This is a genomic window from Kitasatospora sp. NPDC059408 (genome assembly GCF_042751525.1).
GTDB lineage: Bacteria > Actinomycetota > Actinomycetes > Streptomycetales > Streptomycetaceae > Kitasatospora.
In genome coordinates this window covers 65926-88938 of the sequence record NZ_JBHYWI010000005.1, presented here as the reverse complement: position 1 = coordinate 88938, position 23013 = coordinate 65926, and the positions used below count along the sequence as shown (strand labels likewise).

Annotated in this window: 20 protein-coding genes, 1 tRNA gene and 1 pseudogene; 5 read left to right on the top strand and 17 right to left on the bottom strand. The window is 71.9% G+C overall.

Annotated features, from left to right (window positions below; genetic code table 11):
* Positions 1-94: 94 nt before the first annotated feature.
* The 8 genes from ACFXDE_RS05980 to ACFXDE_RS05945 all read right to left on the bottom strand — a co-directional run bounded on the left by ACFXDE_RS05980 (position 95) and on the right by ACFXDE_RS05945 (position 8938).
* On the bottom strand, positions 95-652 hold the full coding sequence (locus ACFXDE_RS05980; RefSeq protein ID WP_380491300.1) for a hypothetical protein: 558 nt from the start codon (positions 650-652) through the stop codon (positions 95-97).
* A 180-nt stretch (positions 653-832) separates the two neighbouring features.
* Positions 833-1903 (bottom strand): adenosine deaminase, encoded by a 1071-nt coding sequence (locus ACFXDE_RS05975; protein WP_380491298.1) that lies wholly within the window; start codon positions 1901-1903, stop codon positions 833-835.
* Positions 1904-2080: 177 nt separating this feature from the next.
* Positions 2081-3376 (bottom strand): DUF445 domain-containing protein, encoded by a 1296-nt coding sequence (locus ACFXDE_RS05970; RefSeq protein ID WP_380491296.1) that lies wholly within the window; start codon positions 3374-3376, stop codon positions 2081-2083.
* A 91-nt stretch (positions 3377-3467) separates the two neighbouring features.
* Positions 3468-4763: a nucleotide sugar dehydrogenase gene (locus ACFXDE_RS05965; RefSeq protein ID WP_380491459.1), complete on the bottom strand. Its 1296-nt coding sequence runs from the start codon at positions 4761-4763 to the stop codon at positions 3468-3470.
* A gap of 50 nt (positions 4764-4813) precedes the next feature.
* Positions 4814-6046 carry a glycosyltransferase gene (locus tag ACFXDE_RS05960; RefSeq protein ID WP_380491294.1) on the bottom strand — a complete coding sequence of 411 codons (1233 nt, stop codon included), beginning with the start codon at positions 6044-6046 and terminating at the stop codon, positions 4814-4816.
* Between the two features lie 244 nt (positions 6047-6290).
* Entirely contained in the window at positions 6291-7250 is a 960-nt protein-coding gene (locus ACFXDE_RS05955; protein ID WP_380491292.1) for an ATP-binding cassette domain-containing protein, read from the bottom strand.
* A gap of 28 nt (positions 7251-7278) precedes the next feature.
* The gene (locus tag ACFXDE_RS05950; RefSeq protein ID WP_380491290.1) at positions 7279-8133 is read right to left on the bottom strand and encodes an ABC transporter permease; all 855 of its coding nucleotides are present in this window, start codon (positions 8131-8133) and stop codon (positions 7279-7281) included.
* A complete protein-coding gene (locus ACFXDE_RS05945) occupies positions 8126-8938 on the bottom strand; it encodes an ABC transporter permease (RefSeq protein WP_380491288.1) in 813 nt (270 codons plus the stop codon). The genes ACFXDE_RS05950 and ACFXDE_RS05945 overlap by 8 nt, the downstream gene beginning before the upstream one ends.
* Positions 8939-9271: 333 nt before the next feature.
* Here ACFXDE_RS05945 and ACFXDE_RS05940 point away from each other — a divergent pair, with 333 nt between their 5' ends.
* Complete coding sequence (locus tag ACFXDE_RS05940) at positions 9272-11611, top strand: transglycosylase domain-containing protein (protein WP_380491286.1); 2340 nt, start codon at positions 9272-9274, stop codon at positions 11609-11611.
* A 25-nt stretch (positions 11612-11636) separates the two neighbouring features.
* Here ACFXDE_RS05940 and ACFXDE_RS05935 read toward each other — a convergent pair whose 3' ends face one another.
* The 4 genes from ACFXDE_RS05935 to ACFXDE_RS05920 all read right to left on the bottom strand — a co-directional run bounded on the left by ACFXDE_RS05935 (position 11637) and on the right by ACFXDE_RS05920 (position 14041).
* Complete coding sequence (locus ACFXDE_RS05935) at positions 11637-12815, bottom strand: winged helix DNA-binding domain-containing protein (RefSeq protein WP_380491284.1); 1179 nt, start codon at positions 12813-12815, stop codon at positions 11637-11639.
* A gap of 46 nt (positions 12816-12861) precedes the next feature.
* On the bottom strand, positions 12862-13173 hold the full coding sequence (locus ACFXDE_RS05930; RefSeq protein WP_380491282.1) for a hypothetical protein: 312 nt from the start codon (positions 13171-13173) through the stop codon (positions 12862-12864).
* A 41-nt stretch (positions 13174-13214) separates the two neighbouring features.
* A complete protein-coding gene (locus ACFXDE_RS05925) occupies positions 13215-13517 on the bottom strand; it encodes a co-chaperone GroES (RefSeq protein ID WP_329929219.1) in 303 nt (100 codons plus the stop codon).
* A gap of 182 nt (positions 13518-13699) precedes the next feature.
* Complete coding sequence (locus ACFXDE_RS05920; RefSeq protein WP_380435152.1) at positions 13700-14041, bottom strand: DUF3618 domain-containing protein; 342 nt, start codon at positions 14039-14041, stop codon at positions 13700-13702.
* A 146-nt stretch (positions 14042-14187) separates the two neighbouring features.
* On the opposite strand from ACFXDE_RS05920, the gene bcp reads away from it, so the two are divergent.
* On the top strand, positions 14188-14661 hold the full coding sequence (bcp, locus tag ACFXDE_RS05915) for a thioredoxin-dependent thiol peroxidase (RefSeq protein ID WP_380435151.1): 474 nt from the start codon (positions 14188-14190) through the stop codon (positions 14659-14661).
* Positions 14662-14740: 79 nt separating this feature from the next.
* Here the strand turns inward: bcp and ACFXDE_RS05910 are convergent, their stop codons facing one another.
* Entirely contained in the window at positions 14741-17203 is a 2463-nt protein-coding gene (locus ACFXDE_RS05910) for a chitinase C-terminal domain-containing protein (protein WP_380491279.1), read from the bottom strand.
* A gap of 271 nt (positions 17204-17474) precedes the next feature.
* Between ACFXDE_RS05910 and ACFXDE_RS05905 the strand changes: the two genes are divergently transcribed.
* Both ACFXDE_RS05905 and ACFXDE_RS05900 read left to right on the top strand, forming a co-directional pair.
* Positions 17475-18335 carry an HNH endonuclease gene (locus ACFXDE_RS05905; protein ID WP_380491277.1) on the top strand — a complete coding sequence of 287 codons (861 nt, stop codon included), beginning with the start codon at positions 17475-17477 and terminating at the stop codon, positions 18333-18335.
* A 64-nt stretch (positions 18336-18399) separates the two neighbouring features.
* Positions 18400-18474 (top strand) — tRNA-Leu (locus ACFXDE_RS05900).
* Between the two features lie 66 nt (positions 18475-18540).
* On the opposite strand, the gene rdgB is transcribed toward ACFXDE_RS05900, so the two are convergent.
* The 4 genes and pseudogenes from rdgB to ACFXDE_RS05880 form a co-directional block, all read right to left on the bottom strand.
* Positions 18541-19146, bottom strand: coding sequence for an RdgB/HAM1 family non-canonical purine NTP pyrophosphatase (rdgB, locus tag ACFXDE_RS05895; protein WP_380491275.1), 606 nt, complete (start codon positions 19144-19146; stop codon positions 18541-18543).
* Between the two features lie 41 nt (positions 19147-19187).
* The gene (locus ACFXDE_RS05890) at positions 19188-19580 is read right to left on the bottom strand and encodes a hypothetical protein (protein WP_380491273.1); all 393 of its coding nucleotides are present in this window, start codon (positions 19578-19580) and stop codon (positions 19188-19190) included.
* A gap of 142 nt (positions 19581-19722) precedes the next feature.
* The gene (gene rph, locus ACFXDE_RS05885) at positions 19723-20448 is read right to left on the bottom strand and encodes a ribonuclease PH (protein WP_380435147.1); all 726 of its coding nucleotides are present in this window, start codon (positions 20446-20448) and stop codon (positions 19723-19725) included.
* A gap of 115 nt (positions 20449-20563) precedes the next feature.
* Positions 20564-20824: pseudogene (locus tag ACFXDE_RS05880) on the bottom strand (glucose PTS transporter subunit EIIB); the annotation flags it as partial.
* Positions 20825-21198: 374 nt separating this feature from the next.
* On the opposite strand from ACFXDE_RS05880, the gene ACFXDE_RS05875 reads away from it, so the two are divergent.
* Positions 21199-22488 (top strand): PTS transporter subunit EIIC, encoded by a 1290-nt coding sequence (locus tag ACFXDE_RS05875; RefSeq protein ID WP_380435146.1) that lies wholly within the window; start codon positions 21199-21201, stop codon positions 22486-22488.
* Positions 22489-23013: the final 525 nt, after the last annotated feature.

Below are 23013 nucleotides of genomic sequence, written 5' to 3'. Positions count from 1 at the left end.
CCTCTTGGCTTCGAAGGCTGTTCCCGCTGGTCGGAGCGGGGGTGACGTTGATGGTGTGAAGCAGTGCAGGCCGTACGGGTGGTGTGGAGAAGCGTTACTGGACCCAGCCGGTGAACCCTTGCCCCCGGCCGCGCCGGGACTGCGGCTGGGGCTGGACGGCCGGCCTCGCGACCGGCTCACCGCCCTCCAGCGCGCCCGCCACGACCCGGACCAGCCAGGCGTTGAGCGACAGGCCCTCCTGCCCGGCGGCGTCCTCGGCCCTCGTCTTGAGGTGGGCCGGGAGTCTGAAATTGATCCGGGCGGTGCCGCCCTCGTCCGACTCCGACGCCACGGGCGGCACCAGTGGCGCCAGTGATGGCGCCATCGGCTGCGCGACCGGCTCCACCTCGTGCGGGAAGGCGTCACTGCTCGGCGGCACGCTCACCACGAACTCGGGGTTCGTGCCGCGCAGCCGCACGTCCACCGAGCCCGGCGCGAGCTCACGGGTGATCTCACTCGTGGCGGCCGACAGGGCGTTGAGCAGCGTGAGCCGCACGGCCGACTCCAGCGGCAGCGTCAGCCGCTCGGCCAGCGCACGGGCTTCTTCCCCGCCCGTGCCCGCGGCCACCGCGAGCTCGTTCCGAAGGTTTTCGACGTACGGCGTGAGGTCCATGGCTCAACTATGGCACGGGGGTGGCGCCATGTCGAGCGATTAATGGCACCACTTTGGCGCCATGCAAGCACCACGCAAGCACCACCCCCGGAAACATGGCGCCGAACAACGCGGAACCGCCCCGCCGGCCGAGGCCGACAGGGCGGTTCACCAGGGGAAACGCAGGGAGAACGCGGGGAACTAGCCCTGCTGCCACCCCGCCAGGTACGCGTCGATCTCGCCGGCCAGCCGCGCCTTGCCGGCCTGGTCCAGGAACGACGCCTCCACCGCGTTGCGCGCCAGCCCGGCCACGCCCGCCTCGTCCAGGCCCAGCAGCCGCGCCGCCACCGCGTACTCGGTGTTCAGGTCCGTGCCGAACATCGGCGGGTCGTCGCTGTTGATCGTGACCAGCAGCCCGGCGTCCACCATCCGCTTGATCGGGTGGTCCTCGATCCGCTCGACCGCGCGCGTGGCGATGTTCGAGGTCGGGCAGACCTCCAGCGGGATCCGGTGCTCGCCCAGGTAGTCCAGCAGCGCCGGGTCCTTCACGGACTGCGTGCCGTGGCCGATCCGCTCGGCGCCCAGCACCCGCAGCGCGTCCCACACCGTCTCCGGGCCGGTCGTCTCACCGGCGTGCGGGACGGAGCGCAGACCGGCCGCGCGCGCCCGGTCGAAGTACGGCTTGAACTGCGGGCGCGGCACACCGATCTCCGGACCGCCCAGGCCGAAGCTCACCAGGCCCTCCGGCGCCAGCTCCGTCGCGAGCCGCGCGGTGACCTCGGCGGCCTCCAGGCCCGCCTCGCCCGGAATGTCGAAGCACCAGCGCAGCACGACGCCGAGCTCCTTCTCGGCACGCAGGCGGGCGTCCTCGATCGCCTCCATGAAGGCGACCTCCGGGATGCCGCGCTTCACCGAGGAGTACGGGGTGATCGTCAGCTCGGCGTACCGGATGTTCTGGCGCGCCATGTCCTCGGCGACGCCGTAGGTGAGCGAGCGGACGTCCTCGGCGTCGCGGACCAGGTCCACGACGCTCAGGTACACCTCGATGAAGTGCGCGAAGTCGGTGAACGTGAAGTACTCGGCGAGCGCCGCCGGGTCCGCCGGCACCTTCGACTGCCCGGCGTGGCGGGCGGCCAGTTCGGCGACGACCCGCGGCGAGGCCGAGCCGACGTGGTGGACGTGCAGTTCCGCCTTGGGCATGCCGGCGATGAACGCCTCGATGCCCCGGGCCCCGGTGGGGTTTCCGATCCGACTTCCGTCCGGCTGGACCACGGTCGTTCCCTTCTTTCCTGCTGCTCTACGCGCGTTCGCTGTGTCGCCAAGGATAGGGGGCCGTCGGCGGGAAGGGCCGGAGGGCTGCGGGGAGACCGAGGTGAGGGGGAAGAGGAGCGCGAGGATGGAGCCGAGGAGAGGCACGGGGCCCGGGGCGGAGCGCGGGAAGGGCCCCGGTCAGCCGCCCAGGGACACCGCCACCGTGTGGATCAGCAGGCCGGCCAGGGCTCCGACCACCGTGCCGTTGATGCGGATGAACTGCAGGTCGCGGCCCACGTTGGCCTCGATCTTGCGCGACGCGTCGTCGGCGTCCCAGCCCGCCACCGTCTCGGAGATCAGCGAGGTGATCTCCGTGCGGTACGTGTCGACCAGGTACCGGGCCGCGTCCTGCAGCCAGCCGTCCACCTTGGCCTGGAGCTTGGCGTCCGTGGCCAGGCGTGCGCCGAAGCGCCGCACGCCGTCGCGGATGCGCCGGCGCAGTTCGCTGTCCTCGTCCTCCGCCGCGTTCAGCACCAGCGTGCGGACGGCCGCCCAGGTGGAGGCGATCAGGTCCTGCACCTCGGGGCGGGCGAGCATCTCGACCTTGGCCCGCTCGACCCGGGCGATGGTCTCCGGGTCCGTCTGGAGCTCGGTGGCGAAGTCGGCGAGGAACTTGTCGATCGCGCCGCGGGCCGGGTGGTCCTGGTCGTCCCTGATGTCGGTGACGAACCGCATCAGCTCCTTGTAGACCCGCTCGCCGACCTGGTGGTCGATGAACTTCGGCGTCCAGCCCGGCGTCTTCTGGGTGACCCGCTGCACGACCTCCTCGTGGTTGGCCGTCAGCCAGCCGTGCGCGCGGACGGCCACCAGGTCGACCACGCCGTGGTGCCCGCCGTCCGCGACCACCTTGCCCAGCATCCGGCCCATCGGTTCGGCCACCGACGTGGCCGCCGCCCGCCTGGTCACCGCCTCGCCGACGACCGCCTGCACGTCGTCGTCGCGCAGGACCGCGAGCACGCCGCGCAGCGCCGCCGACGCCTCCTTGGTGACCCGCTCGGCGCTGCCCGGCGCGGCCAGCCACTCCCCCAGCCGGCGGCCGATGCCGAGGGCGGCGAGCCGGCCGCGGACCACCTGGCCGGAGAGGAAGTTCTCCCCGACGAAGTCGCCGAGCGAGCGGCCGAACGCGTCCTTCTTCGTCGGGATGATCGCGGTGTGCGGGATCGGCAGGCCGAACGGGCGGCGGAACAGCGCCGTCACCGCGAACCAGTCGGCCAGCGCGCCGACCATGCCCGCCTCCGCGGCGGCGGCCACGTACCCGGCCCAGGCGCCCGCGCCGGCCGCCTTGGCCCACGTGGACAGGGCGAAGACCAGGGTCGCGAAGGCCAGCAGGCCGGTCGCGATGGTCTTCATCCGGCGGACGCCGCGTCTCTTCTCCTCATCGGCCGCGGTGAACCTGACCCCGGGGCCGGTCCCGCTGAAGGCTTCGTCGCTCACCCCGCCAGTCTGCCCGCTGGGCAGCGCGAGCGGGGGCGCGCCCCGCGATCACGCGCCCCCGACGGCTGAGCTCACACCCCACCCGGCCCCCTCACGCCCCGCCCAGCACGATCCGCCGCACCCCCGGCCCCGCCCACCGCTCCGGGTCCGTGCACCGCCGCCCGTCCAGCAGCACCCGCACCCCCGGCAGGTCCTCCGGCCCCAGCTCCCGGTACTCCGGGTGGTCCGCCTGCAGCACCGCCGCCGCCACCGGCTCCCCGGCGTGCGGGGGCAGCCCGAGCGCCGTCAGTTCGTCCCCGTCGTACAGCGGATCGGCGACGTACGGCCGCGCGCCCGCCGCCGCCAGCGCCTCGACCAGTGGGAACACCCCCGAGTACGCCGTCTCCTTGACGCCGCCCCGGTACGACGCGCCGAGCACCAGCACGCCCTGCCCGGCCACGCCGCCCGCGAGCGCGCCGTCCAGCAGCCCGACCGCGTACCCGGGCATCTCCAGGTTGGCCGCGCGCGCGGCCCGGACGACCGTCGCCGTCGGGTCGTTCCACAGGTACAGCCGCGGGTAGACCGGGATGCAGTGCCCGCCGACCGCGATGCCCGGCCGGTGCAGGTGGCTGTACGGCTGCGAGTTGCACGCGTCGGCGACGGCCGCGAAGTCGACGCCGATCCGGTCCGCGTACCGCGCGAACTGGTTGGCCAGCGCGATGTTGACGTCCCGGTACGTCGTCTCGGCGAGCTTGGCGAACTCGGCCGCCTCCGCCGAGGCCAGCTCCCAGACGCCGTTGGGCCGGGGCAGGTCGGGGCGGGGGTCGAAGTCCAGCACGGCGCGGTAGAACTCGGCGCCGCGCCGGGTGGACGCCGCGTCGACGCCGCCGACCAGCTTGGGGTAGCGCCGCAGGTCGGCGAAGACCCGGCCGGTGCGCACCCGCTCCGGACTGAAGACCAGCGCGAAGTCCACCCCGGCGGCCAGCCCGGAGCCGGCCGCCAGCCGGGGCGCCCAGCGGCCGCGGGTGACGCCGACCGGCAGGGTGGTCTCGTAGCTGACGAGCACGCCCCGGCGCAGCCCGGCGGCGACGGCGTCGGTGGCGGCGTCGAGCAGGGCGAAGTCCGGCGTGCCGTCGGCCGCGGTGACGAGGGGGACCACCAGGACGACGGCCTCCGCCCCGGCGACGGCGGTGGTGGTGTCGGTCGTCGCGGTCAACAGCCCCTCGGCGACGACCAGTTTCAGGGCCTCGTCCAAACCCTCCTCACGGGGGAACGGAGGCACTCCCCGGTTGACGGACCGGACCACCCGGGGCGCGATGTCGGCGCCCGTCACCCGGTGGCCCTTGAGCGCGAACTGCACGGCCAGCGGCAGGCCGAGCTTGCCCAGGCCGACCACGCAGACGTCCAGCCCGCCCTGCCCCGTCCCGCCCTGCCCCGTCCCGCCCTGCCCGGTCCCGCTCATCCCCGGCCTCCGTTCACCGAGTTGGCCAGCCGGCGCCACACCGGAGAGCGCCGCAGGCCGCGGCGGAGGTGCTCCGGGACGATGCCGCGCCACAGCTGCTGGGCGAGGTTGGGCGGCGGTGGCGCAGGGTCCGCCGCCTCGGCCGTCTCCCGCAGGAGGAACAGCTCGTCGGGCAGCCCGAGTTGGCCGTCCCGGAAGGCCGGGTAGCCGGCGTAGTGGCGGCGGCCCTCGACGACCGTCGGCGGCTCGCCGTGCGCCGCCTCGTAGCGGATCAGGTCGCGCAGCGCCTCCGGCCGTCCGGCGGCGGCCAGTTCGAGGCGCAGCCGGTCGGGAACGGGCAGCCGGTGGAAGACCTCGCGGGCGCCGAAGCAGTCGACCAGGCGGCCGACCTCGGCACAGACGCGGTGCTGCACGTCGTCGTCGAGGAGCAGGAAGCCGTCCCGGAGCAGGCGCGGCACGTCCCACGCGAAGCTGCGGGCGCGGATCGCGTCGAGCTCCTCCCCCGGTTCGGCGAGGTCGGCCGCGACCTGCTGGAGGGCGGCGATGCCGCGCAGCCGGTCCAGGACGGAGGCGCGCTCGGTGACGTTGCCGCGGTCCTCGCGCAGCACGAGGAAGTAGCAGTCGTAGTCGGCGAGGACGGAGACGCGCCCGGCCCGCAGGCAGGCCTCCAGGGTGAACGGCTGGTCGGAGAAGACCTTCAGCCCCTCGTCGCGGCAGAGCCCGTGCCGCCGGATGAGGTCGAGGCGGAACAGCTTGGTGTCGGACAGGGCCCAGGCGAGCGCCGAGTCGGCGAAGCCGACGGACTCGGCGCTGGCGTGGAAGATCCCCTGCGGCACCAGGCGGCCGTTCACCCCGACGTGCTTGGGCACGACGACGTCCGAGTCCCACGCGTCGGCCGCCGTCACCAGCCGCTCCAGGGCCTCGCCGCCGAGCCAGTCGTCCGCGCCGAGGAACAGCACGTAGCGGCCGCGGGCCAGCGCCAGGGCCCGGTTGGTGGGGGCGGCCGGGCCGCCGGAGTTGCGCTGGTGCACCACCCGGAAGAGGCCGGGGTGGCGGGCCGCGTAGTCGTCCAGCACGGCCTCGCCGCCGTCCGTGGAGCCGTCGTCGACGACCACGACCTCGAACCGGCCGGGGGCGAGGGTCTGGGCGACCAGCGAGTCCAGGCAGGCGGTGAGGTAGGGCATGGTGTTGTAGACCGCGACCACCACGGTCACGTCGGGTCCGGTCATCGGGTCGTGCTGCCCCTCGGGTGCTCGGTGCGGTGGGCGGTCGGGGTGTGCGGTGGGCGATCGGGTCCGCCGTGCGCGGTGCGTGGTGCGCACGTCGACGCAGGCTCAACCCGCGCACCCGCCGGGGAGTCACGGAACTCCCCGGACGGGCGACGGCGGTCAACCGGACGGCCGGCGGTTCACCCTGCGAGATCCCGGCCGTTCTCAGCCGCCCTCAGTCACTCTCAACCGCTCTCAGCCGCACTCAGCCGATCGCGACCTCCGCGTACATCCGCGCGATCACGTCCTCGATCGCCGGTTCGCGCACCGACAGGTCCACCAGCGGGTACCGCGCCGCCACCGCCGCGACGAGCGGCGCGGCGCTCTCCTTCGCGGGGAAGGCCAGCCACTGCCGCGGGCCCTCGACCTTGACCACCCGCGTGCCGGGCACCTCGATCGGCGGGCGGGCCTCGGCGAGGTCGACGACCAGCGTCCGCTCGCTCTCCCCCGCGTCGTGCAGGCCGGCCAGCCCGCCGTCGTAGACGACCCGGCCGTGGTCGATGACCATCACCCGGTCGCAGAGCTGCTCGATGTCGGTCAGGTCGTGGGTGGTGAGCAGGACGGTCGTGCCGCGGTCGCGGTTCACCTCGCGGAGGAACTCGCGCACCCTGCTCTTGCTGACCACGTCCAGGCCGATGGTCGGCTCGTCCAGGTACAACACCTGCGGGTCGTGCAGGAGCGCGGCGGCGAGGTCGCCGCGCATCCGCTGGCCGAGCGAGAGCTGGCGCACGGGGGTGTCCAGCAGCGCCGCCAGGTCGAGGAGTTCGACGCAGCGGGCGAGGTTCTCGCGGTACCTCGGATCGGGGATCCGGTAGATCCGGCGGGCGAGTTCGAAGGAGTCGCGCAGCGGGAGGTCCCACCAGAGCGTGGTGCGCTGGCCGAAGACCACGCCGATCCGGCGGGCCAGCGCGACGCGCTCGCGGGCCGGGTCCACCCCGGCGACGCGCAGCCGCCCGCCGCTGGGGACGAGGATGCCGGTGAGCATCTTGATGGTGGTCGACTTGCCGGCCCCGTTCGGGCCGATGTAGCCGACGCACTCGCCGGCCTCGACGGCGAAGCTGAGCCCGTCCACCGCGCGCACCTCGCGCTTCACCCGGCTGAACCGGCCGGTGCGGGCCCGGACGGTGAAGGTGCGGCGGACGTCTTCGAGTTCGATCAGTGCCATGGGGAGTTCCTTACGAAGTGGTGGGGGTTCAGCTGCCGGTCCCGCGGTACGCCCGCAGCCCGGCGCGCCAGGCGAGGCCGGCGGCGGCGGTGCAGAGCGCGGCGGCCACCGGGGAGGCGTACTGGAACGCGGTGGGCAGGCCGAGCGGGTCCGGGCGGTCGAGGATGCGCAGCGTGGGCAGCCAGTTGACGAAGGCCAGCGGGACGCCGAAGACGACGCCGGCGACCAGCTCCTTCGCGAAGATCGTCGGCGGGTAGTGGAGCAGCGTGGCGCCGCCGTAGGTGACGGAGTTCTGGATCTCCTTGGCCTCGCCCCACCAGAACTGGACGGTCGCCGTGCCGATCCAGATCGCGCCGAAGATGACGCAGCCGCACACCAGCAGGACGGGCACCAGCAGCACGCGGTCCCAGGTCCACGTCACGTGCAGCTCGGCCAGCGACCAGACGAGCACGACGAGTGCCTGGACCGGGCGGCCGAGGCGGCGCAGCGAGAAGCGCTCGGCGCACAGCTGGGCGAGGGCCGGGGCGGGCCGGATGAGCATGGTGTCCAGCGTGCCGTTGACGATCCGCTGGCCGAGGCCGTCGACCGAGCCGACCAGCAGGTTGGCGACGCCGAGCGAGAAGGTGGCGGTGGCGTAGAGGAAGGCCAGCTCGGGCAGGGTCCAGCCGCCGAGCTGGTTCGTGTGGCGGAACATCAGCACCAGGACGACGAAGTCGAGCGAGTGCGTGACGAGGCTCGCGCCGAGGTTCAGCGCGAACGACGCCCGGTAGGCCATCGTCGAGCGCATCCACATCGAGGCGCACATCCACCAGGAGCGGACGGCCCAGGCGGTGCGGGCGGCCAGGCCGTCCCGGGGTACGGCGGGTGCGAGGGTCTCAGCCACCCTGGACCACCACCCGGCGGGTCGCCAGCAGCTGGGCCGCGCGGCCGGCGGCAAGCAGCACGACGGCCCAGGCGAGCTGGAAGCCGAGCGGGCCGAGCAGGCCGGCGCCGGTGCGGCGCTCCAGGAAGACGTCCGTCGGCGCCTGGATCAGCGCCGCCCACGGCAGGACGTGCGCGAGCGTGCCGAGCGGGCCGGGGAAGAGCGCGATCGGCAGCAGCATCCCGGAGAAGAACATCGAGACGACGAGCATCACCGAGCGCACCCCCTCCGAGTCGTGCAGCCAGAAGCCGGTGATCGAGACGAGGAAGCGCAGCCCGAAGCTGACCACGGTCGCGAGCAGCGCGGAGAGCAGGAAGACCGCCCAGGTCAGCGGGTGTTCGGGCAGCCGGATCCGGAAGACCAGCCCGCCGACCAGCAGCGGCACGGTGCCGCGGACGAGCAGCTGGAAGGCGGCCCGGCCGAGGTCGGTGGCCAGCCACCAGCCCTGGAAGTCGACCGGACGGTAGAGGTCGACGGCGATGTCCCCGCTGCGGAAGCGGTCCTGGACGTCGTCCTGGAAGCCGCCGCCCCACACGGCGACGGTGACCAGCAGGGACTGGCTGACCCAGATGTAGGTGACGGCCTGGCTCTGGTCGTAGCCCCCGAGGCTGGGGCGGGCCTGCCAGAGGGCGAGGAAGGAGGAGGCCAGGATGATGCCGAAGACGGTGTTGGTGAAGGTGCCGGCCAGGGTGGCGGCCCGGTAGGTGGAGTAGCGGCGGAAGGACCCGCGCGCGACGGCGGCGTAGAGCCCGGGCGCATTCGGCATATTGTCTCCTTGTCGACAAATACGGGCACAGGACGGCCCGCAGGCGTCCGCGCACGCCCCAGTGGCTCCGACCTGCCGGACCCGGGGGTACCGGGCCGATCGGGCGGAGCTGCCAGAACCGGGTGCGCTATGTGGTTTGCACCTTTCACCGTACCGCCGGGCCCCGAGCCCCGCACCCGGTTTTCACTGGCGCCCTGACCGACCCCCGGACCGGGCTCCCACCACCCCCGCCCGCCCCCGGAAGCTCCACGCGCACCCCGAACTCGCCGCGAGCACACGCCCGCCAGAGGCCGACGACACCTGAGCGCCAGTCAAATAGCACATAATCTCGGCATGACCGTGAGCACCCGCCGCCAGGCCAAACGGGCCCTGCGACGCCAGGCCCGCCGCGCCCTCCCGCTCTGGCGCCGACTCCTGCCCACCTGGCGGGTCGTCCTCGGCACCGTCGTCACCCTGCTGATGACCGCCGTCGCCGCCTTCGCCGTGCTCTACGTCATCGTCCCGGTACCCGACCCCAACGCCCACGCCGTCGCCCAGAACAACATCTACCTCTACTCCGACGGCGCCACCGAGATCGCCCGCACCGGCGCCGTCAACCGCACCGACGTCACCATCGACAAGATCCCGCTCGACACCCAGCACGCCGTCGTCTCCGCCGAGGACCGCACCTTCTACCAGAACCGCGGCATCGACCTGAAGGGCATGCTCCGCGCCGGCTGGAACACCCTCATCGGCAAGGGCACGCAAGGCGGCTCCACCATCACCCAGCAGTACGTCAAGAACTACTACCTGACCCAGGACCAGACCATCGCCCGCAAGGGCCGCGAACTGTTCATCGCCCTCAAGGTCGACCAGCAGCGCGACAAGAACGAGATCCTGGCCGGCTACCTCAACAGCAGCTACTTCGGCCGCGGCGCCTACGGCATCCAGAGCGCCGCCCACGCCTACTACGGCACCGACGTCTCCGAACTCACCCCCGCCCAGGGCGCCTACCTCGCCGCGCTCCTCCAGGCCCCCAGCTCCTACGACGTCAAGACCGCCAAGCCCGCCAACCGCGACAAGGCCATCGCCCGCTGGAACTACACCCTCGACGGCATGGTCCAACTCGGCTTCCTCAGCGCCGCCGACCGCGCCGCCGAGACCTTCCCCGAACCCATCGACCCCCAGCCCACCACCGGACTCTCCGGACAGGCCGGCTACCTCGTCGGCGTCGCCGACGACTACCTCACCTCCGCCGGCATCATCGACGCCGCCACCCTCAAGGCCGGCGGCTGGCGCATCACCACCACCTTCGACAGGCCCAAGCAGGACGCCTTCACCAAGGCCGTCCAACAGGAACTCACCGACGAACTCGACCCCAAGAGCCGACCCACCACCGACACCGACGTCCGCGTCGCCGGCGCCTCCGTCGAACCCGCCACCGGCCGCGTCGTCGCCGTCTACGGTGGACCCGACTACGCCAAACAGCCCTACAACGACGCGCTGCGCCAGGACAACCAGATCGGCTCCACCTTCAAGCCCATCGACCTCGCTGCCGGCCTCGTCGCCCAGCACGCCCCCGACGGCCACCCGATCACCCCCGACACCCGCTACGACGGCACCAGCGAACGCCACGTCACCGGCGGCCCCACCCCGTACGCACCGCCCAACGAGGACGACATCGACTACGGCAACATCACGCTGCGCTACGCCATGGTGAAGTCCGTCAACTCCGTGTACGCGCAGGAGGGCGTCGACGCCGGACTCGCCCGCGTCCGCGACACCGCCGTCAAGCTCGGCATCCCCGACAACGTCCCCGGCATGGACCCGTCCAACACCTCGATGACCCTCGGCACCGCCACCCCCAGCGCCCTCGACCTGGCCGGCGTCTACGCCGCCCTCGCCAACCACGGCCAGGCGCACACCCCGTGGTCCGTACTCAAACTCGAACGCCTCAACACCGGCTCCGGATCCATCGACGTACCCAAGATGCCGGACCACGCCGCCACCGACGCCCTCGACCGGCAGACCGCCGACACCGTCACCGACGTCCTGCGCGACGTCGTCACCCGCGGCACCGGCAACGCCGCCCTCGACCTCGGCCGGCCCGCCGCCGGCAAGACCGGCACCACCGACTCCAACCTCTCCGCCTGGTTCGCCGGGTTCACCCCCCAACTCACCACCACCGTCGGCCTGTTCCGGGAGAACCCGAAGACCCACGCCAAGGAGCCGCTGGCCGGCACCGCCGGCCTCACCCGGATCAACGGCGGCACCTTCCCCACCAAGATCTGGACCGCCTACATGACCGACGCCCTCGACGGCACCGAGGTCAAGCACTTCGACCTCCAGACCGGACACGGCAACGGCGGCGGCCAGTACAACTGGCCCACCGGCAGCGCCCCCGCGAGCACCACGCCCAGCCCCGGCACCACCCCCACCCCCGGCGCCACGCCCCCCGGCACCGCGCCCGCACCCACCCCCACCGCCGCCGCACCGGCCCGGCCCACGGCCACCCCCGGCGAGCCGACACCCGGCCCCGCCGCCCCCAGCCCCCAGGCCCCCGCACCCACCCCCACCCAGGACCAGCCGAGCGCCACCCCCCGCCCCAGCCAGACGCACCAGCCCAAGCCCACGCCCCCGGCCTCCGCCACCGCGCCGCCCACGGGCGCGGCGACACAGCCCGCGGCGCCGTGACGCGGACGGCTCCGGCCCGCCGCCGCTACCCCGCCACCAACTCCCGCTCCAACGGCGTCCGGAACCGCGGCGTCACCCGCACCTCCCCCAGCCAGCCCGCCAACCGCGCCGCCTCCCCCGCGATCGCCGCCTCCGCCTCCACCCCGACGTCCCCGAACAACCGCCACACCAGCTCACCATCGGCACGCTGCGCCCACCCGCCGACCACCCGGCCGCACCACCACACCGTCGGACCGGCGTTCCCCGCCCGGTCGAACAACGCCGGGACGTCCTCCGGCCGCAGGTACCAGTCCCGCCCGCGCCAGCCCATCACCGTCGGATCCAGCCCCGGCAACAGCGCCGCCCACGGCTCCGGCCCGCCCACCGGCTCCGCGTCCCCCGGCAGGACCAGTGCGGGCACCCCACCGGACAGCTCCACCGCCTCGGCTCCGACGTCCGCCAGCGCCTTGCGGGTGTCCCCCAGCGTCCAGCCCGTCCACCACTTCACGTCCTCGACCGTGGCCGGCCCGTACGAGGCCAGCCAGCGCCGCGCCACCTCCGCCTTCGCCTCCCGCACCGGCACGTCCGGCCACTGCGGCACCGGCGCCCACGGGTAGCTGCTGCTCAGCCACGACCCCCGCGGACGGCCGCGCCGCACGTGCCCGTCCGCCGCCAGCAGCCGCAGCAGCCGGCTGCCGACGCTCTGCTTGGCCTCGTACGGCTTGCCCGCCGACATCAGCATCTGCTCGCGCAACTCCGGCACGTCCTCGCCGAGTTGCTGCGTCGTCGCCTCGCCGCGGCGCGCCAGCGCGGCCAGCACCGCACGCTCCGCCGCCGCCAGCCGGGCCTCGTCCCAGCCCTGGGCGTGGTCCCGCAGGTGCTTCAGCAGCGTCGCCCGCTCCTTCGCGGCGATCGCCCGCGCCGTCGACGAACTCACGTACGGCGCGAACTCCTCCGTCACGGCGAATATCGTCCGCCGCATCGACAGCAGCTTCACCAGCGAGACGTCCTCGTAGAGCGCCCGCTCCACCTCGGCCGCCGACGGCTCCAGCAACCGGGCGCACGCCGACAGGTACACCGTCGCGGCGTCCGTCGCGTGCAGCCCGACGACCGCGTCCGCCGCCTCCTCCACCCACGCCACGCGGGCGGACGGCGCCAGCAGGTGCCGCCACCCCACCCGGGCCCGCCGCTCGTCGTCCCCGATCACCGGCACACGCGTCGTCATGCCCGGACCGTACCGCCAGGCACCGACAATCCACGGCCGGGACGCGTCAGTCCACCGGCCGGAACCGGTCCTCGACCTCCCAGCCCGCACCGAGCTCCCGGCGCAACGCGTCCAGGGCCGCCCGGGCGCGGGCGTTGAAGCGCGCCTTCTCCTCCTCCGGCCACGGGGACGGGTCCGGCGGGTAGTCCCAGTCGATCGAGGACTGGAACCAGTCGGACAGCCCGCCCAGCTCCGCCGCGAGCTCCGCACCGATCGGCAGCCGGTCGAGCTCGATCGGGTGCCCGTACGGGCTGTCGACGTCGTCGGGCCACAGCGGCACGTCGACGCCCGCCTCGAAGAAGTAGCGCAGCCGCACCACGGCCGGACGCCTCCCCGCACGCTTCCAGGGTCTCGGAAGCCTCACAGGTAGAGGCCGGTCGAGCCCTCGGTGTCACCGAAGCGCATCGCCGCGACGGCGTGCAGGTCGCGCTCGCGCAGCAGCACGTAGGTGGCGCCGCGGACCTCCACCTCCAGCTTGTCCTCCGGGTCGTACAGGACGCGGTCACCCGGCTCCACCGCGCGCACGCTCTGGCCCACCGCGACGGCCTCCGCCCAGGCGCACCGCTTCGACAGCTCCGCGGTGGCCGGGATGATGATCCCGCCGGTGGAGTGGCGCTCGCCCTCACCGCTGTCCAGCTTCACCAGGACGCGGTCGTGCAGCATCCTGATCGGGAGCTTCTCGCCCAGGCGGTCGTGCCGGGGCACGTCGAGGGCGGTCCTGGCGGTCGGTTCGTCGTTCGTACTCACGATCCCGAAGGTACCGCCCCCGGGCGGACGGCGTGACGCTGGCCCGGCATGCGGAAGGCCGGGCGCTCAGCCGCGCCCGGCCCGTCGACGGACTCCGCTCAGCCCTTGCGGCGCTTCCGCGCCGAGGCCAGCAGCAGCACCACGCCCACGCCGACCAGCGCCACCGGAACGATCCGCTCCTTGCGCGGCTGCCCCTTCTCGTCCACGAACTGCGCCCGCAGCTTCTCCACCGCGCCGTTGGCCGCCACGTACGCGCGGGCCGTCTTCTCCTCGACCGCGGCGACGGCCTTGGCCTTCACCTGGGCACTGATCGTCGTCGGGTGGACGCGCATGGCGAGCTCGTCGAGGGTCTCCGCCAGCTTGGTGCGGGTCCGGGCGATGTCCGCCTCGATCTGGGCGGTCGTCCGCGCCGACTTGTCCTGCGTGCTCGCCTCGCCCACTCGGGCCACCCCATTCACTTCACTGATGCTGTCCTGTGCGACTGACCCAGTCTGTCAGTTGCCGGGCAGCGCCGCGCGGCCCCACCCACCATCAGAGGTAAGTTTGCCGTGGTACGACCCCGTCCACGCAACAGGAGAGTCAGACCGTGAGTGAGCGTCTCCAGCCCGGCGACAACGCGCCCGCCTTCACCCTGCCCGACGCCGACGGCAAGCAGGTCTCGCTGGCCGACCACCTCGGCCGCAAGGTGATCGTCTACTTCTACCCGGCCGCCCTCACCCCCGGCTGCACCAAGCAGGCCTGCGACTTCACCGACAACCTGGAGGCCTTCGCGGGCGCCGGCTACGACGTCATCGGCATCTCGCCGGACAAGCCGGAGAAGCTCGGCAAGTTCCGCGAGACCGAGGACCTCAAGGTCACCCTGCTGTCCGACCCGGACAAGGAGGTGCTGACGGCCTACGGCGCGTTCGGCGAGAAGAAGCTGTACGGCAAGACCGTCACCGGCGTCATCCGCTCCACCGTGATCGTGGACGAGCAGGGCAAGGTCGAGCACGCCCTCTACAACGTCAAGGCGACCGGGCACGTCGCCAAGCTCCTGCGCGACCTCAAGGTCGAGGCCTAAGGACGAAGAGGCGGTGGCGGCGCACCCCCCGACCGGGTGCACCGCCACCGCCGTCCGTCACCCCGGCGGGCCGCTGCCGTCAGCAGGCGCCGAGGTCGCTCCAGACGCCCCACGCGCCGCTCGCCGCGGGGTCGTCGCCCTTGGTCCACCACTTGTTCTGGTAGTAGTGGCCCTTCCACGACACCTTGGTGGTCGAGGCGTAGGTGGTGCCCGCGTCCCAGCCCGGCGCGCCCGTGCAGGCGCCCCCGGTCGGGGTGGCGGTGGGCGTCGCGGTCGCCGTCGGGGTGGCGGTGGGCGTCGCGGTCGGGGAAGCCGTAGCGGTCGGGGTCGAGGTCGGCGTGGCCGTGGCGGTGGGCGTGGCCGTCGGGGTCGAGGTCGGCGTCACCGTCGGGGTGGGCGTCGGCGTCGGCGTCTGGCCGCCCCCGTCCACCGCGCCCCGGGTCAGGTCACCCTTGATCCCGTACAGCGTCCCGCCCACGTTGACCGTCCAGTTCGACGGCGTCGACACCGGCAGGTAGTAGACGAAGTCCATGTCCACCGAAGCGCCCGGAGCCAGCGACTGCCAGCCGGGCAGCTTGACCGACACCCGGTTGTAGGTGCCCTTCAGACCGCCGGCGTTGCCCGGGCCCGGGTTGTCCTGGCGGATCACCTGGAGGCCGAAGCCGGACTGGTCCTTGGCGTTGCCCGGCGCCGAGTTGGAGTAGTCGAACTGGAACTCCGTGCCGCCCGGCAGGGTCACCGTCGAGTTGTTGACGATGTGGATCTTCGGGTTGATCGGGTAGTTCGAGTCGCCCAGCGCGAAGTTGGTGAACGACACGTCGATCGGCAGGGTCTGCTGCGGCAGCGCGACCGTCGACCGGACCGCGCCGTACGGCGACGCCGCCTTGAACTTGTCGTACATCAGCGAGGTCAGCGTCGACCCGGGCACGTACTCGCCCTTGCCGCCGTTGGCCGCCGGGTCCCACTTGTAGTCGCCCGCGAGCTCCCAGATCATCGCGCCGCCGGCGCCCTGGTTGACGATGTAGTCCGCCTTCGCGCCCACCGACTGCTCGTCCTCGGTGGAGAGGAACACCTTCTTGGTGTCGTTCCACAGCCACGGCGCGACCAGGCTGTCGCTGTAGTTGCGGCTGTAGGTGCCCTGCAGCGCGGTGTCCGCCACGCCGTACTTGGCGAGGTAGTCGGGCAGGATGCCCTTCTCCAGGTTCTTCGCGTGCCACATCGGGTTCGACCCGGCCGGGGACTCCTTGCCCGCGTCGTCCTTGTCGTTCCAGATGTTGTCGATGCCGACCGCGCCGTCACCGCACGAGGTCAGGCCCGAACCGACCGGGCAGGTCGTCGCGGAGGCGGTGCCCCAGAGGCCGTTCGTGCCGCCGGAGACGTTCTTGAACCCGCGGGTGTAGTACGGCAGACCGACGTTGATCCGGCCGCCCGGCATCGCGCCGCGGAAGTAGTGGTACGCCCAGTCCGCGTTGAGGTAGCCGATGCCGCCGTACTGCGAGGTGCCGTAGACGTTGGCGGCCGCCAGCTCGGCGTCCTTGCCGTCGTCGTAGAGCGAGGCGTTCGGGCCGACGTACTTGTTCCAGGCGCCGTGCAGGTCGTACGACATGATGTTGACGTAGTCCAGGTACTGCGTCACCTGGAACGTCTCCATGCCGCGCAGCAGGTAGCCGGACGACGGGGCCGCGACCGAGAGCAGGTAGTGCCGGCCGTCGGCGGCGCCCGCCCGGTCCAGGTTCTCGCGCAGCGTCTTCATCAGCGCCGCGTAACCCTTGGCCAGCGAACCGCGTTTGGCGTTCGCGAGCTGCCAGTCCAGCGGGTTGCCGGCGTCCTTCATCGAGGTCGGGTACTCGTAGTCGATGTCGACGCCGTTGAAGCCGTACTTGCGGATGAAGTCCACGGACGACGCGGCGAAGGTGTCGATGCCGGCCTGGTTGACGCTGCCGTCCGGGTTGACGGTCAGCGAGTAGAAGCCGCCGGTGTTCACCCGGGAGCCGCTGTCGTCGAAGTAGCCGCCGGTCTCGGTCCAACCGCCCACCGAGATCAGGGTCTTGACGTTCGGGTACTGCTTCTTGAACTTCGTCAGCAGGTTGAAGTGCCCCTTGTAGGGCAGCGTCGGGTCCAGCTGCGCGGCCGGCACGCCCGGGAAGTCGATCCCGGTGGCCGGGTTGGTCGGGCCGTCCGTGCCGACGGACAGCTTGTTGTCGCCGCCGACGTGCCCGAACGCGTAGTTGAGGTGGGTCACCTTGTCCCACGGGACGTCGCTCACCAGGTACGGCTGGTCGCCGTTCTTGCCGGTGCGCCAGCCCGTGAAGTACCCGATGATGCGGCGCTGGTGGTCCGCGCCCATCTTCTCGCGGCCGCCGGTGTCGTACACCGAGCAGTACGGGACGTCCACCCCGGGCGTCTGGTACATGCCGTCGGGACGACAGGCCGAATTGTCGACGGCCGCCGACGCCTGCGAGGGCGCCGCACCCAGCGTCGCCATCAACAGCCCGGCCAGCCCGGCCGCGGCCACCGAGGCGAACCCGGCCCGGGCACTCATACGACGGACGCCTGCGGTGGGACGCCGCTCCGCCATGCTTCGGATCAACACTCGGTCCTCCAGGAGAGAGTGTCGGCGCGTGCCTGTGGGGGAGCACGCACGTGGGGGATTCCAATTGGCGCCGAAGCTATGTGGTCTGAACCAGACAGGTCAATAGGTCTGTACCAATTGGCAAACAACTCCCAAACATCCCGAAAGACCGTAACCAACTCCCCACTCGGTCGTTCGCATACCGGGGGACGGGCGCACACCAGCCCGACGGGGGAACACCATGACGATCAAGTACACCCGCGAACTGCTCGCCTCACTCGCCGCCGAGTCGAGCAGCGTGAACGAGATGATGCGCAAGCTCGGCGTGCCGATGGCGGGCGGCACACACAGCTACCTGAGCAGGCGGCTCCGGCACTACGGCATCGACACCTCGCACTTCAACGAGGGCCGGCCCGACTACGGCCGCCGCCGCTACCCGCGGGAGGTCCTGGCCGAGGCTGCCGTGAACAGCGACAGCATCAACGGAATGATGGCGTACCTCGGCGTCACGCCGTACGACAGCCTCTACTCGTACATGAAGAAGCGCCTCGCCGAATTCGGCATCGACACCAGCCACTTCACCCTCCGGGGCGACGTCCGCAACAGGGCGGAAGCCATCCCCAAGGACGCGCTGGCGCAGGCCGTGGCCGCCCACCGGAGCTACCGCGCCGTGATCCTCGCCCTTGGGATGATCGACTGCGGCAACTCGCGGACCTTGGTGCGGGAGGCCATCGACCACCACCGGCTCGACACCAGCCACTTCACCGGACAGGCGCACAACAAAGGGCAGAAGACCGGACCTCGGCGCACGGCTGACGAGTTGCTGGTGCTGCGCCCGCCGGGAAGCCAGCGCGTGCCGGGCGAGCGGCTCCGCACCATGCTCGTGCACATCGGGCACCCCGACGTCTGCGAACTGTGCGGCACTCCCCCGACCTGGCTGGGTAAGCCGATGACCCTGGAGGTGGACCACATCAACGGCGACTGGCTCGACAACAGGCGGGAGAACCTCCGCCTGCTCTGCCCCAACTGTCACTCCATCACGCCGACTTACTGCGGCCGGAACATGAATCGCAGCGGCACTCGATCGGACGCCGCCGCCTGAACCCTCCGGGTCCACCGAAAGTGACCACAGCGGGGGCCGCCAGCCGGTAGGCTTGTGCCGATGTGCGCCCGTACCCCAGCTGGCTAGAGGGGCATGCCTTAGGAGCATGTTGTCGTGGGTTCGAGTCCCACCGGGCGTACCGAGCAAAATGGCCCGTTTCCCTTCGATTCGAAGGGAAACGGGCCATCGCCGTTTCTGCCGGCCGTCAGCCCAACAGGTCCTTCACCACAGGGGCCAGGGCCCGGAAGGCGTGGCCGCGGTGGCTGATGGCGTTCTTCTCGGCCGCGGTGAGCTCCGCGCAGGTGCGGGTTTCGCCGAGGGGCTGGAGGATCGGGTCGTAGCCGAAGCCGCCATCGCCCGCGGGGGCGGTGCGCAGGGTGCCGAGGAGGCGGCCCTCGACGACGCGTTCGGTGCCGTCGGGGAGGGCGAGGGCGGCGGCGCAGAAGAAGTGGGCGCCGCGGTGGGGTTCGGCGATGTCGGAGAGCTGGGCGAGGAGCAGGTCGAGGTTGGCGCGGTCGTCGCCGTGCTTGCCGGCCCAGCGGGCGGAGAAGATGCCGGGGGCGCCGTTCAGGACGTCGACGCACAGGCCGGAGTCGTCGGCGACGGCGGGCAGGCCGGTGGCGCGGGCGAGGGCGTGGGCCTTGAGGAGGGCGTTCTCGGCGAAGGTGACGCCGGTCTCGGGGACGTCCGGGATCTCGGGGTAGGCGTCGGCGCCGACGAGTTCGACGTCCAGGCCGGCCTCGCCGAGGATGGCGCGGAGTTCGGCGACCTTGTGCTGGTTACGGGTGGCGAGGATCAATCGGGTGGACATATCGCCCACCCTATCGGCAGCTGTCCGGCACCGGCGGGTCGTCAGCCGGTGCAGACGGAGCCGAGGTTGCCGGCCGCGTCGGCGAGGGGCTTGAGGTCGGGCGCCTCCTTGCGGTCGGCGGCCTGCTGGACCTTGTCGGCCTGGGTGCGCAGGTCGTTGACGGCCTTGACGACGTCGGTGTTCTTGGAGTTCCTGCCGAGTTGGTCGAGGTCGGTGCGCAGCTTCTGCAGGGCCTTGCCCTGGGCGGTGCCGGAGTCGTTGCTGGTGCTGCCGTAGGCGCTGGTCACGTCGGCGATGTCGGCGGTGACGCGGGCGGCGGTCGTGCCGCAGTCGAGGGCCTTCTGGGCGGCAGAGCAACTGACCGCGCTGAGGGGGAGGATGATGATCAGTCCTGCCACGGCGAGGGCGGCGGGACGGGCGATGCTGGACGGCATCCGGTCCTCCTGGGGGCGCGGGGGCGCGGGTTCCGTACGGGAGGACGTGTGCCGGCCGGGGCACGGTTCCCGCAACGGAGTGCTGCGGGAACCGTACGGGCTGCGGGCCCGGCGTGTACAGGCTGACGTACCCGAACGGGGCTCAGCCTTCGAGGGCCTTGCGCTGGATCTCGTCGAGCTCGGCGCAGCCGAGGGTGCCGAGGTCGAGGAGGCGGTCGAGGAGGGCGCGGTCGAAGGGGGCGCCTTCGGCGGTGCCCTGGACCTCGACGAAGCGGCCGTCGGAGGTGCAGACGATGTTCATGTCGGTCTCGGCGCGGACGTCCTCCTCGTACTGGAGGTCGAGCATGGGGAGGCCGTCGATGATGCCGACGCTGACGGCGCTGACGCCGCCGGTGATGGGCTGGCCCTTGGCCCGCAGGAGCTTGCGGTCGCGGGCCCAGGCGACGGCGTCGGCGAGGGCGACGTAGGCGCCGGTGATGGCGGCGGTGCGGGTGCCGCCGTCGGCCTGGAGGACGTCGCAGTCGAGGACGATGGTGTTCTCGGCGAGGGCGCGGTGGTCGACGACGGCGCGCAGGGAACGGCCGATGAGGCGGCTGATCTCGTGGGTGCGGCCGCCGATGCGGCCCTTGACGGCTTCGCGGTCGCCGCGGGTGTTGGTGGCGCGCGGGAGCATGGAGTATTCGGCGGTGACCCAGCCTTCGCCGCTGCCCTTGCGCCAGCGCGGGACGCCTTCGGTGACGCTGGCGGTGCACAGCACCTTGGTGTCGCCGTAGGAGATGAGGACGGAGCCTTCGGCGTGCTTGCTCCAGCCCCGTTCGATGGTGATGGGGCGGAGCTGGTCGGGGGTGCGGCCGTCGATGCGTGACATAGGCACCGAGCGTAGTCGCTCGGGCGGGGTGTTCCGGATGCGCGTCGGCCCGCCGTGCTCCCGGGAATCCTGGGGAGGGGCGGGCCGGGCGGTGGTGAGCCTTGGGTGGCTCAGCTCACATCATGTCCTCGATGTCCGCGGCGATCGGGTCGGCGTCGGTGCCGATGACGACCTGGATCGCGGTGCCCATCTTGACGACGCCGTGGGCGCCGGCGGCCTTCAGGGCGGCCTCGTCGACCAGGGAGGCGTCCTTGACCTCGGTGCGCAGGCGGGTGATGCAGCCCTCGACCTCTTCGATGTTGTCGATGCCGCCCAGACCGGCGACGATCTTCTCAGCCTTGCTGGCCATCTGATTCTCTCCCTTTGTCTCGGCCCGCCGGCTGCTCTGCCGGGCGCCGTCCTGCGCTGTGCTGGTACCACCCGGCCGGGGCCGGTGAGGTCGCTGCCGGGGGCTGACGCGGGTTCAGCGGTGGTCGTGCTGCTGGGCAGCGCGACCAGCATCACCCGGGTCGGTCCGGTCCGCCACGTTAGTCCACTTTTGGCCCAGTCCGGCGCGCACCGTCGCGGATCTTCGCCCGAGGATGACGATCAGCGGGGTTCCCGTCCCGGCGTGCGACCTGCGTCCTTCAGTGGTCTACACCAATATATGTGTACTCCGATGAACGCGGGAAGGACCCCGGGTGTTCCAGGGCTCCGCCCGAGGCTCCCGCAGGGGGTCGGCGGTCGGCAACTGCTCCCGGAGGGCGAAGCATGAGTTCGGCAGGCGCCACGGCCCCGCAGACCGTGTGGTGGCACACCTTCTACGGCGGCCTCCAGAAGATGGGCCGCTCCCTCCAGCTCCCGGTGGCGGTGCTCCCGGCGGCGGGCATCCTCAACCGGCTCGGGCAGCCCGACGTCTTCGGCTCGGACGGCCTCGGCTGGACGGACGTCGCCAAGGTCTTCGCCGCGGCCGGCGGCGCGCTGCTGGACTCAGCGCTCGGCCTGCCGCTGCTGTTCTGCATCGGCGTCGCGATCGGCATGGCGAAGAAGGCGGACGGCTCGACGGCGCTCGCGGCCGTGGTGGGCTTCCTCGTCTACTACAAGGTGCTGCACGCCTTCCCGGAGCACTGCAAGCCGCCGACGGTGCTGGTCAGCGACCAGTGCGTGAACTACGGGTCGGCGAAGGCGGCGGCCGCGACGTTCCAGAACCCGGGGGTGCTGGGCGGCATCCTGATCGGCCTGATGTCGGCCTGGCTGTGGGTGCGCTTCCACCGCACCAAGCTGGTCGACTGGCTCGGCTTCTTCAACGGCCGCCGGCTGGTGCCGATGATCACGGCGCTGGTCGGCATGCTCACCGCGGTCGTCGCGCTGTGGGTGTGGCCGCCGATCGGGCGGGGGCTCAACGACTTCAGCCAGAACCTGGCCGACCTCGGCGCGGGCGGCGCGGGTATCTTCGGCCTCTTCAACCGCGCGCTGCTGCTGATCGGCATGCACCAGCTGCTGAACACGTTCGTCTGGTTCCAGTTCGGCGAGTTCACCAAGCCGGACGGCACGATCGTGCACGGCGACATTCCGCGCTTCCTGGCCGGCGACCCGACGGCCGGGCAATTCCAGTCCGGGTTCTTCCCGATCATGATGTTCGCGCTGCCCGCCGCCGCGCTCGCGATCGCGCACGCGGCCAAGCCGCACCGCCGCAAGGAAATCTACGGCCTGATGCTCTCGGTGGGCCTGACCTCCTTCGTCACCGGCGTCACCGAGCCGATCGAGTACTCCTTCGCCTACATCGCCCCGGCCCTGTACGGCGTGCACGCGCTGCTGACCGGCGCCTCGATGGCCGTCACCTGGGGGCTCGGGGTGCACGACGGCTTCAGTTTCTCGGCCGGCCTGATCGACTACGTCATCAACTGGGGGCTGGCCAGGAAACCGTGGCTGATCATCGTCATCGGTCTCTGTTTCGCCGCGGTGTACTACGCGCTCTTCCGCTTCATCATCGTCAAGTTCGACCTGAAAACGCCGGGGCGGGAGGACGAGACCGAAGTCGAGGACGTCACCAAGGCCTGAACAGGGCGTGACTCGGGCTCACCCGCAATGGCCTCCGGACCCGTCGATCCGGAGGCCTTCGGCATATCGGGAAAGGACCTAATACCCGGACGGCAAAACAATTCCGATACGCGTTCGGCGACGACCCGGCGGGACCGACCGGCCGCCGGCGCTCCCGACCGCCGTGACGGACGTCGCAGCACACCCGCGCGGAGCCCCCGTGGCCGTTCGTTCACTCTCCGGCTCCGGGTCGGCACGGATCCGGCACCGGACCCTCACCGGACCGGCCGCCGGGCCCGCCCCGACCGGGCCGGAGCTTTTTGTTGCGCAATTAGCCAAAATCCCGCTCCCGGCGGGTAATCATGATCGACCTTCCGAAAGTAGGTTTCGATTTCATAGCGCTTCCCGACGGCACCGCTTTCCGGGGTTCCACCACTTCCCCACCCGTGCTACAAAACTGGTCTACACCACACGTGGTGTAGACCAGTTCGCGGTTCGGCCCCCCTGTGCACCGTCCCCCCGACCGACCCGCCATGCCGTTAGGAA

Coding starts and splice junctions, on each gene's coding strand:
- ACFXDE_RS05905 (WP_380491277.1), top strand. CDS start 17,475: ATGACGATCAAGTACACCCGCGAACTGCTCGCCTCACTCGCCGCCGAG.
- ACFXDE_RS05875 (WP_380435146.1), top strand. CDS start 21,199: ATGAGTTCGGCAGGCGCCACGGCCCCGCAGACCGTGTGGTGGCACACC.
- ACFXDE_RS05890 (WP_380491273.1), bottom strand. CDS start 19,580: ATGCCGTCCAGCATCGCCCGTCCCGCCGCCCTCGCCGTGGCAGGACTG.
- ACFXDE_RS05945 (WP_380491288.1), bottom strand. CDS start 8,938: ATGCCGAATGCGCCCGGGCTCTACGCCGCCGTCGCGCGCGGGTCCTTC.
- rdgB (WP_380491275.1), bottom strand. CDS start 19,146: ATGTCCACCCGATTGATCCTCGCCACCCGTAACCAGCACAAGGTCGCC.
- ACFXDE_RS05960 (WP_380491294.1), bottom strand. CDS start 6,046: ATGACCGGACCCGACGTGACCGTGGTGGTCGCGGTCTACAACACCATG.
- ACFXDE_RS05935 (WP_380491284.1), bottom strand. CDS start 12,815: ATGACGACGCGTGTGCCGGTGATCGGGGACGACGAGCGGCGGGCCCGG.
- ACFXDE_RS05940 (WP_380491286.1), top strand. CDS start 9,272: ATGACCGTGAGCACCCGCCGCCAGGCCAAACGGGCCCTGCGACGCCAG.
- rph (WP_380435147.1), bottom strand. CDS start 20,448: ATGTCACGCATCGACGGCCGCACCCCCGACCAGCTCCGCCCCATCACC.
- ACFXDE_RS05955 (WP_380491292.1), bottom strand. CDS start 7,250: ATGGCACTGATCGAACTCGAAGACGTCCGCCGCACCTTCACCGTCCGG.
- ACFXDE_RS05925 (WP_329929219.1), bottom strand. CDS start 13,517: ATGCTGCACGACCGCGTCCTGGTGAAGCTGGACAGCGGTGAGGGCGAG.
- ACFXDE_RS05910 (WP_380491279.1), bottom strand. CDS start 17,203: ATGAGTGCCCGGGCCGGGTTCGCCTCGGTGGCCGCGGCCGGGCTGGCC.
- ACFXDE_RS05980 (WP_380491300.1), bottom strand. CDS start 652: ATGGACCTCACGCCGTACGTCGAAAACCTTCGGAACGAGCTCGCGGTG.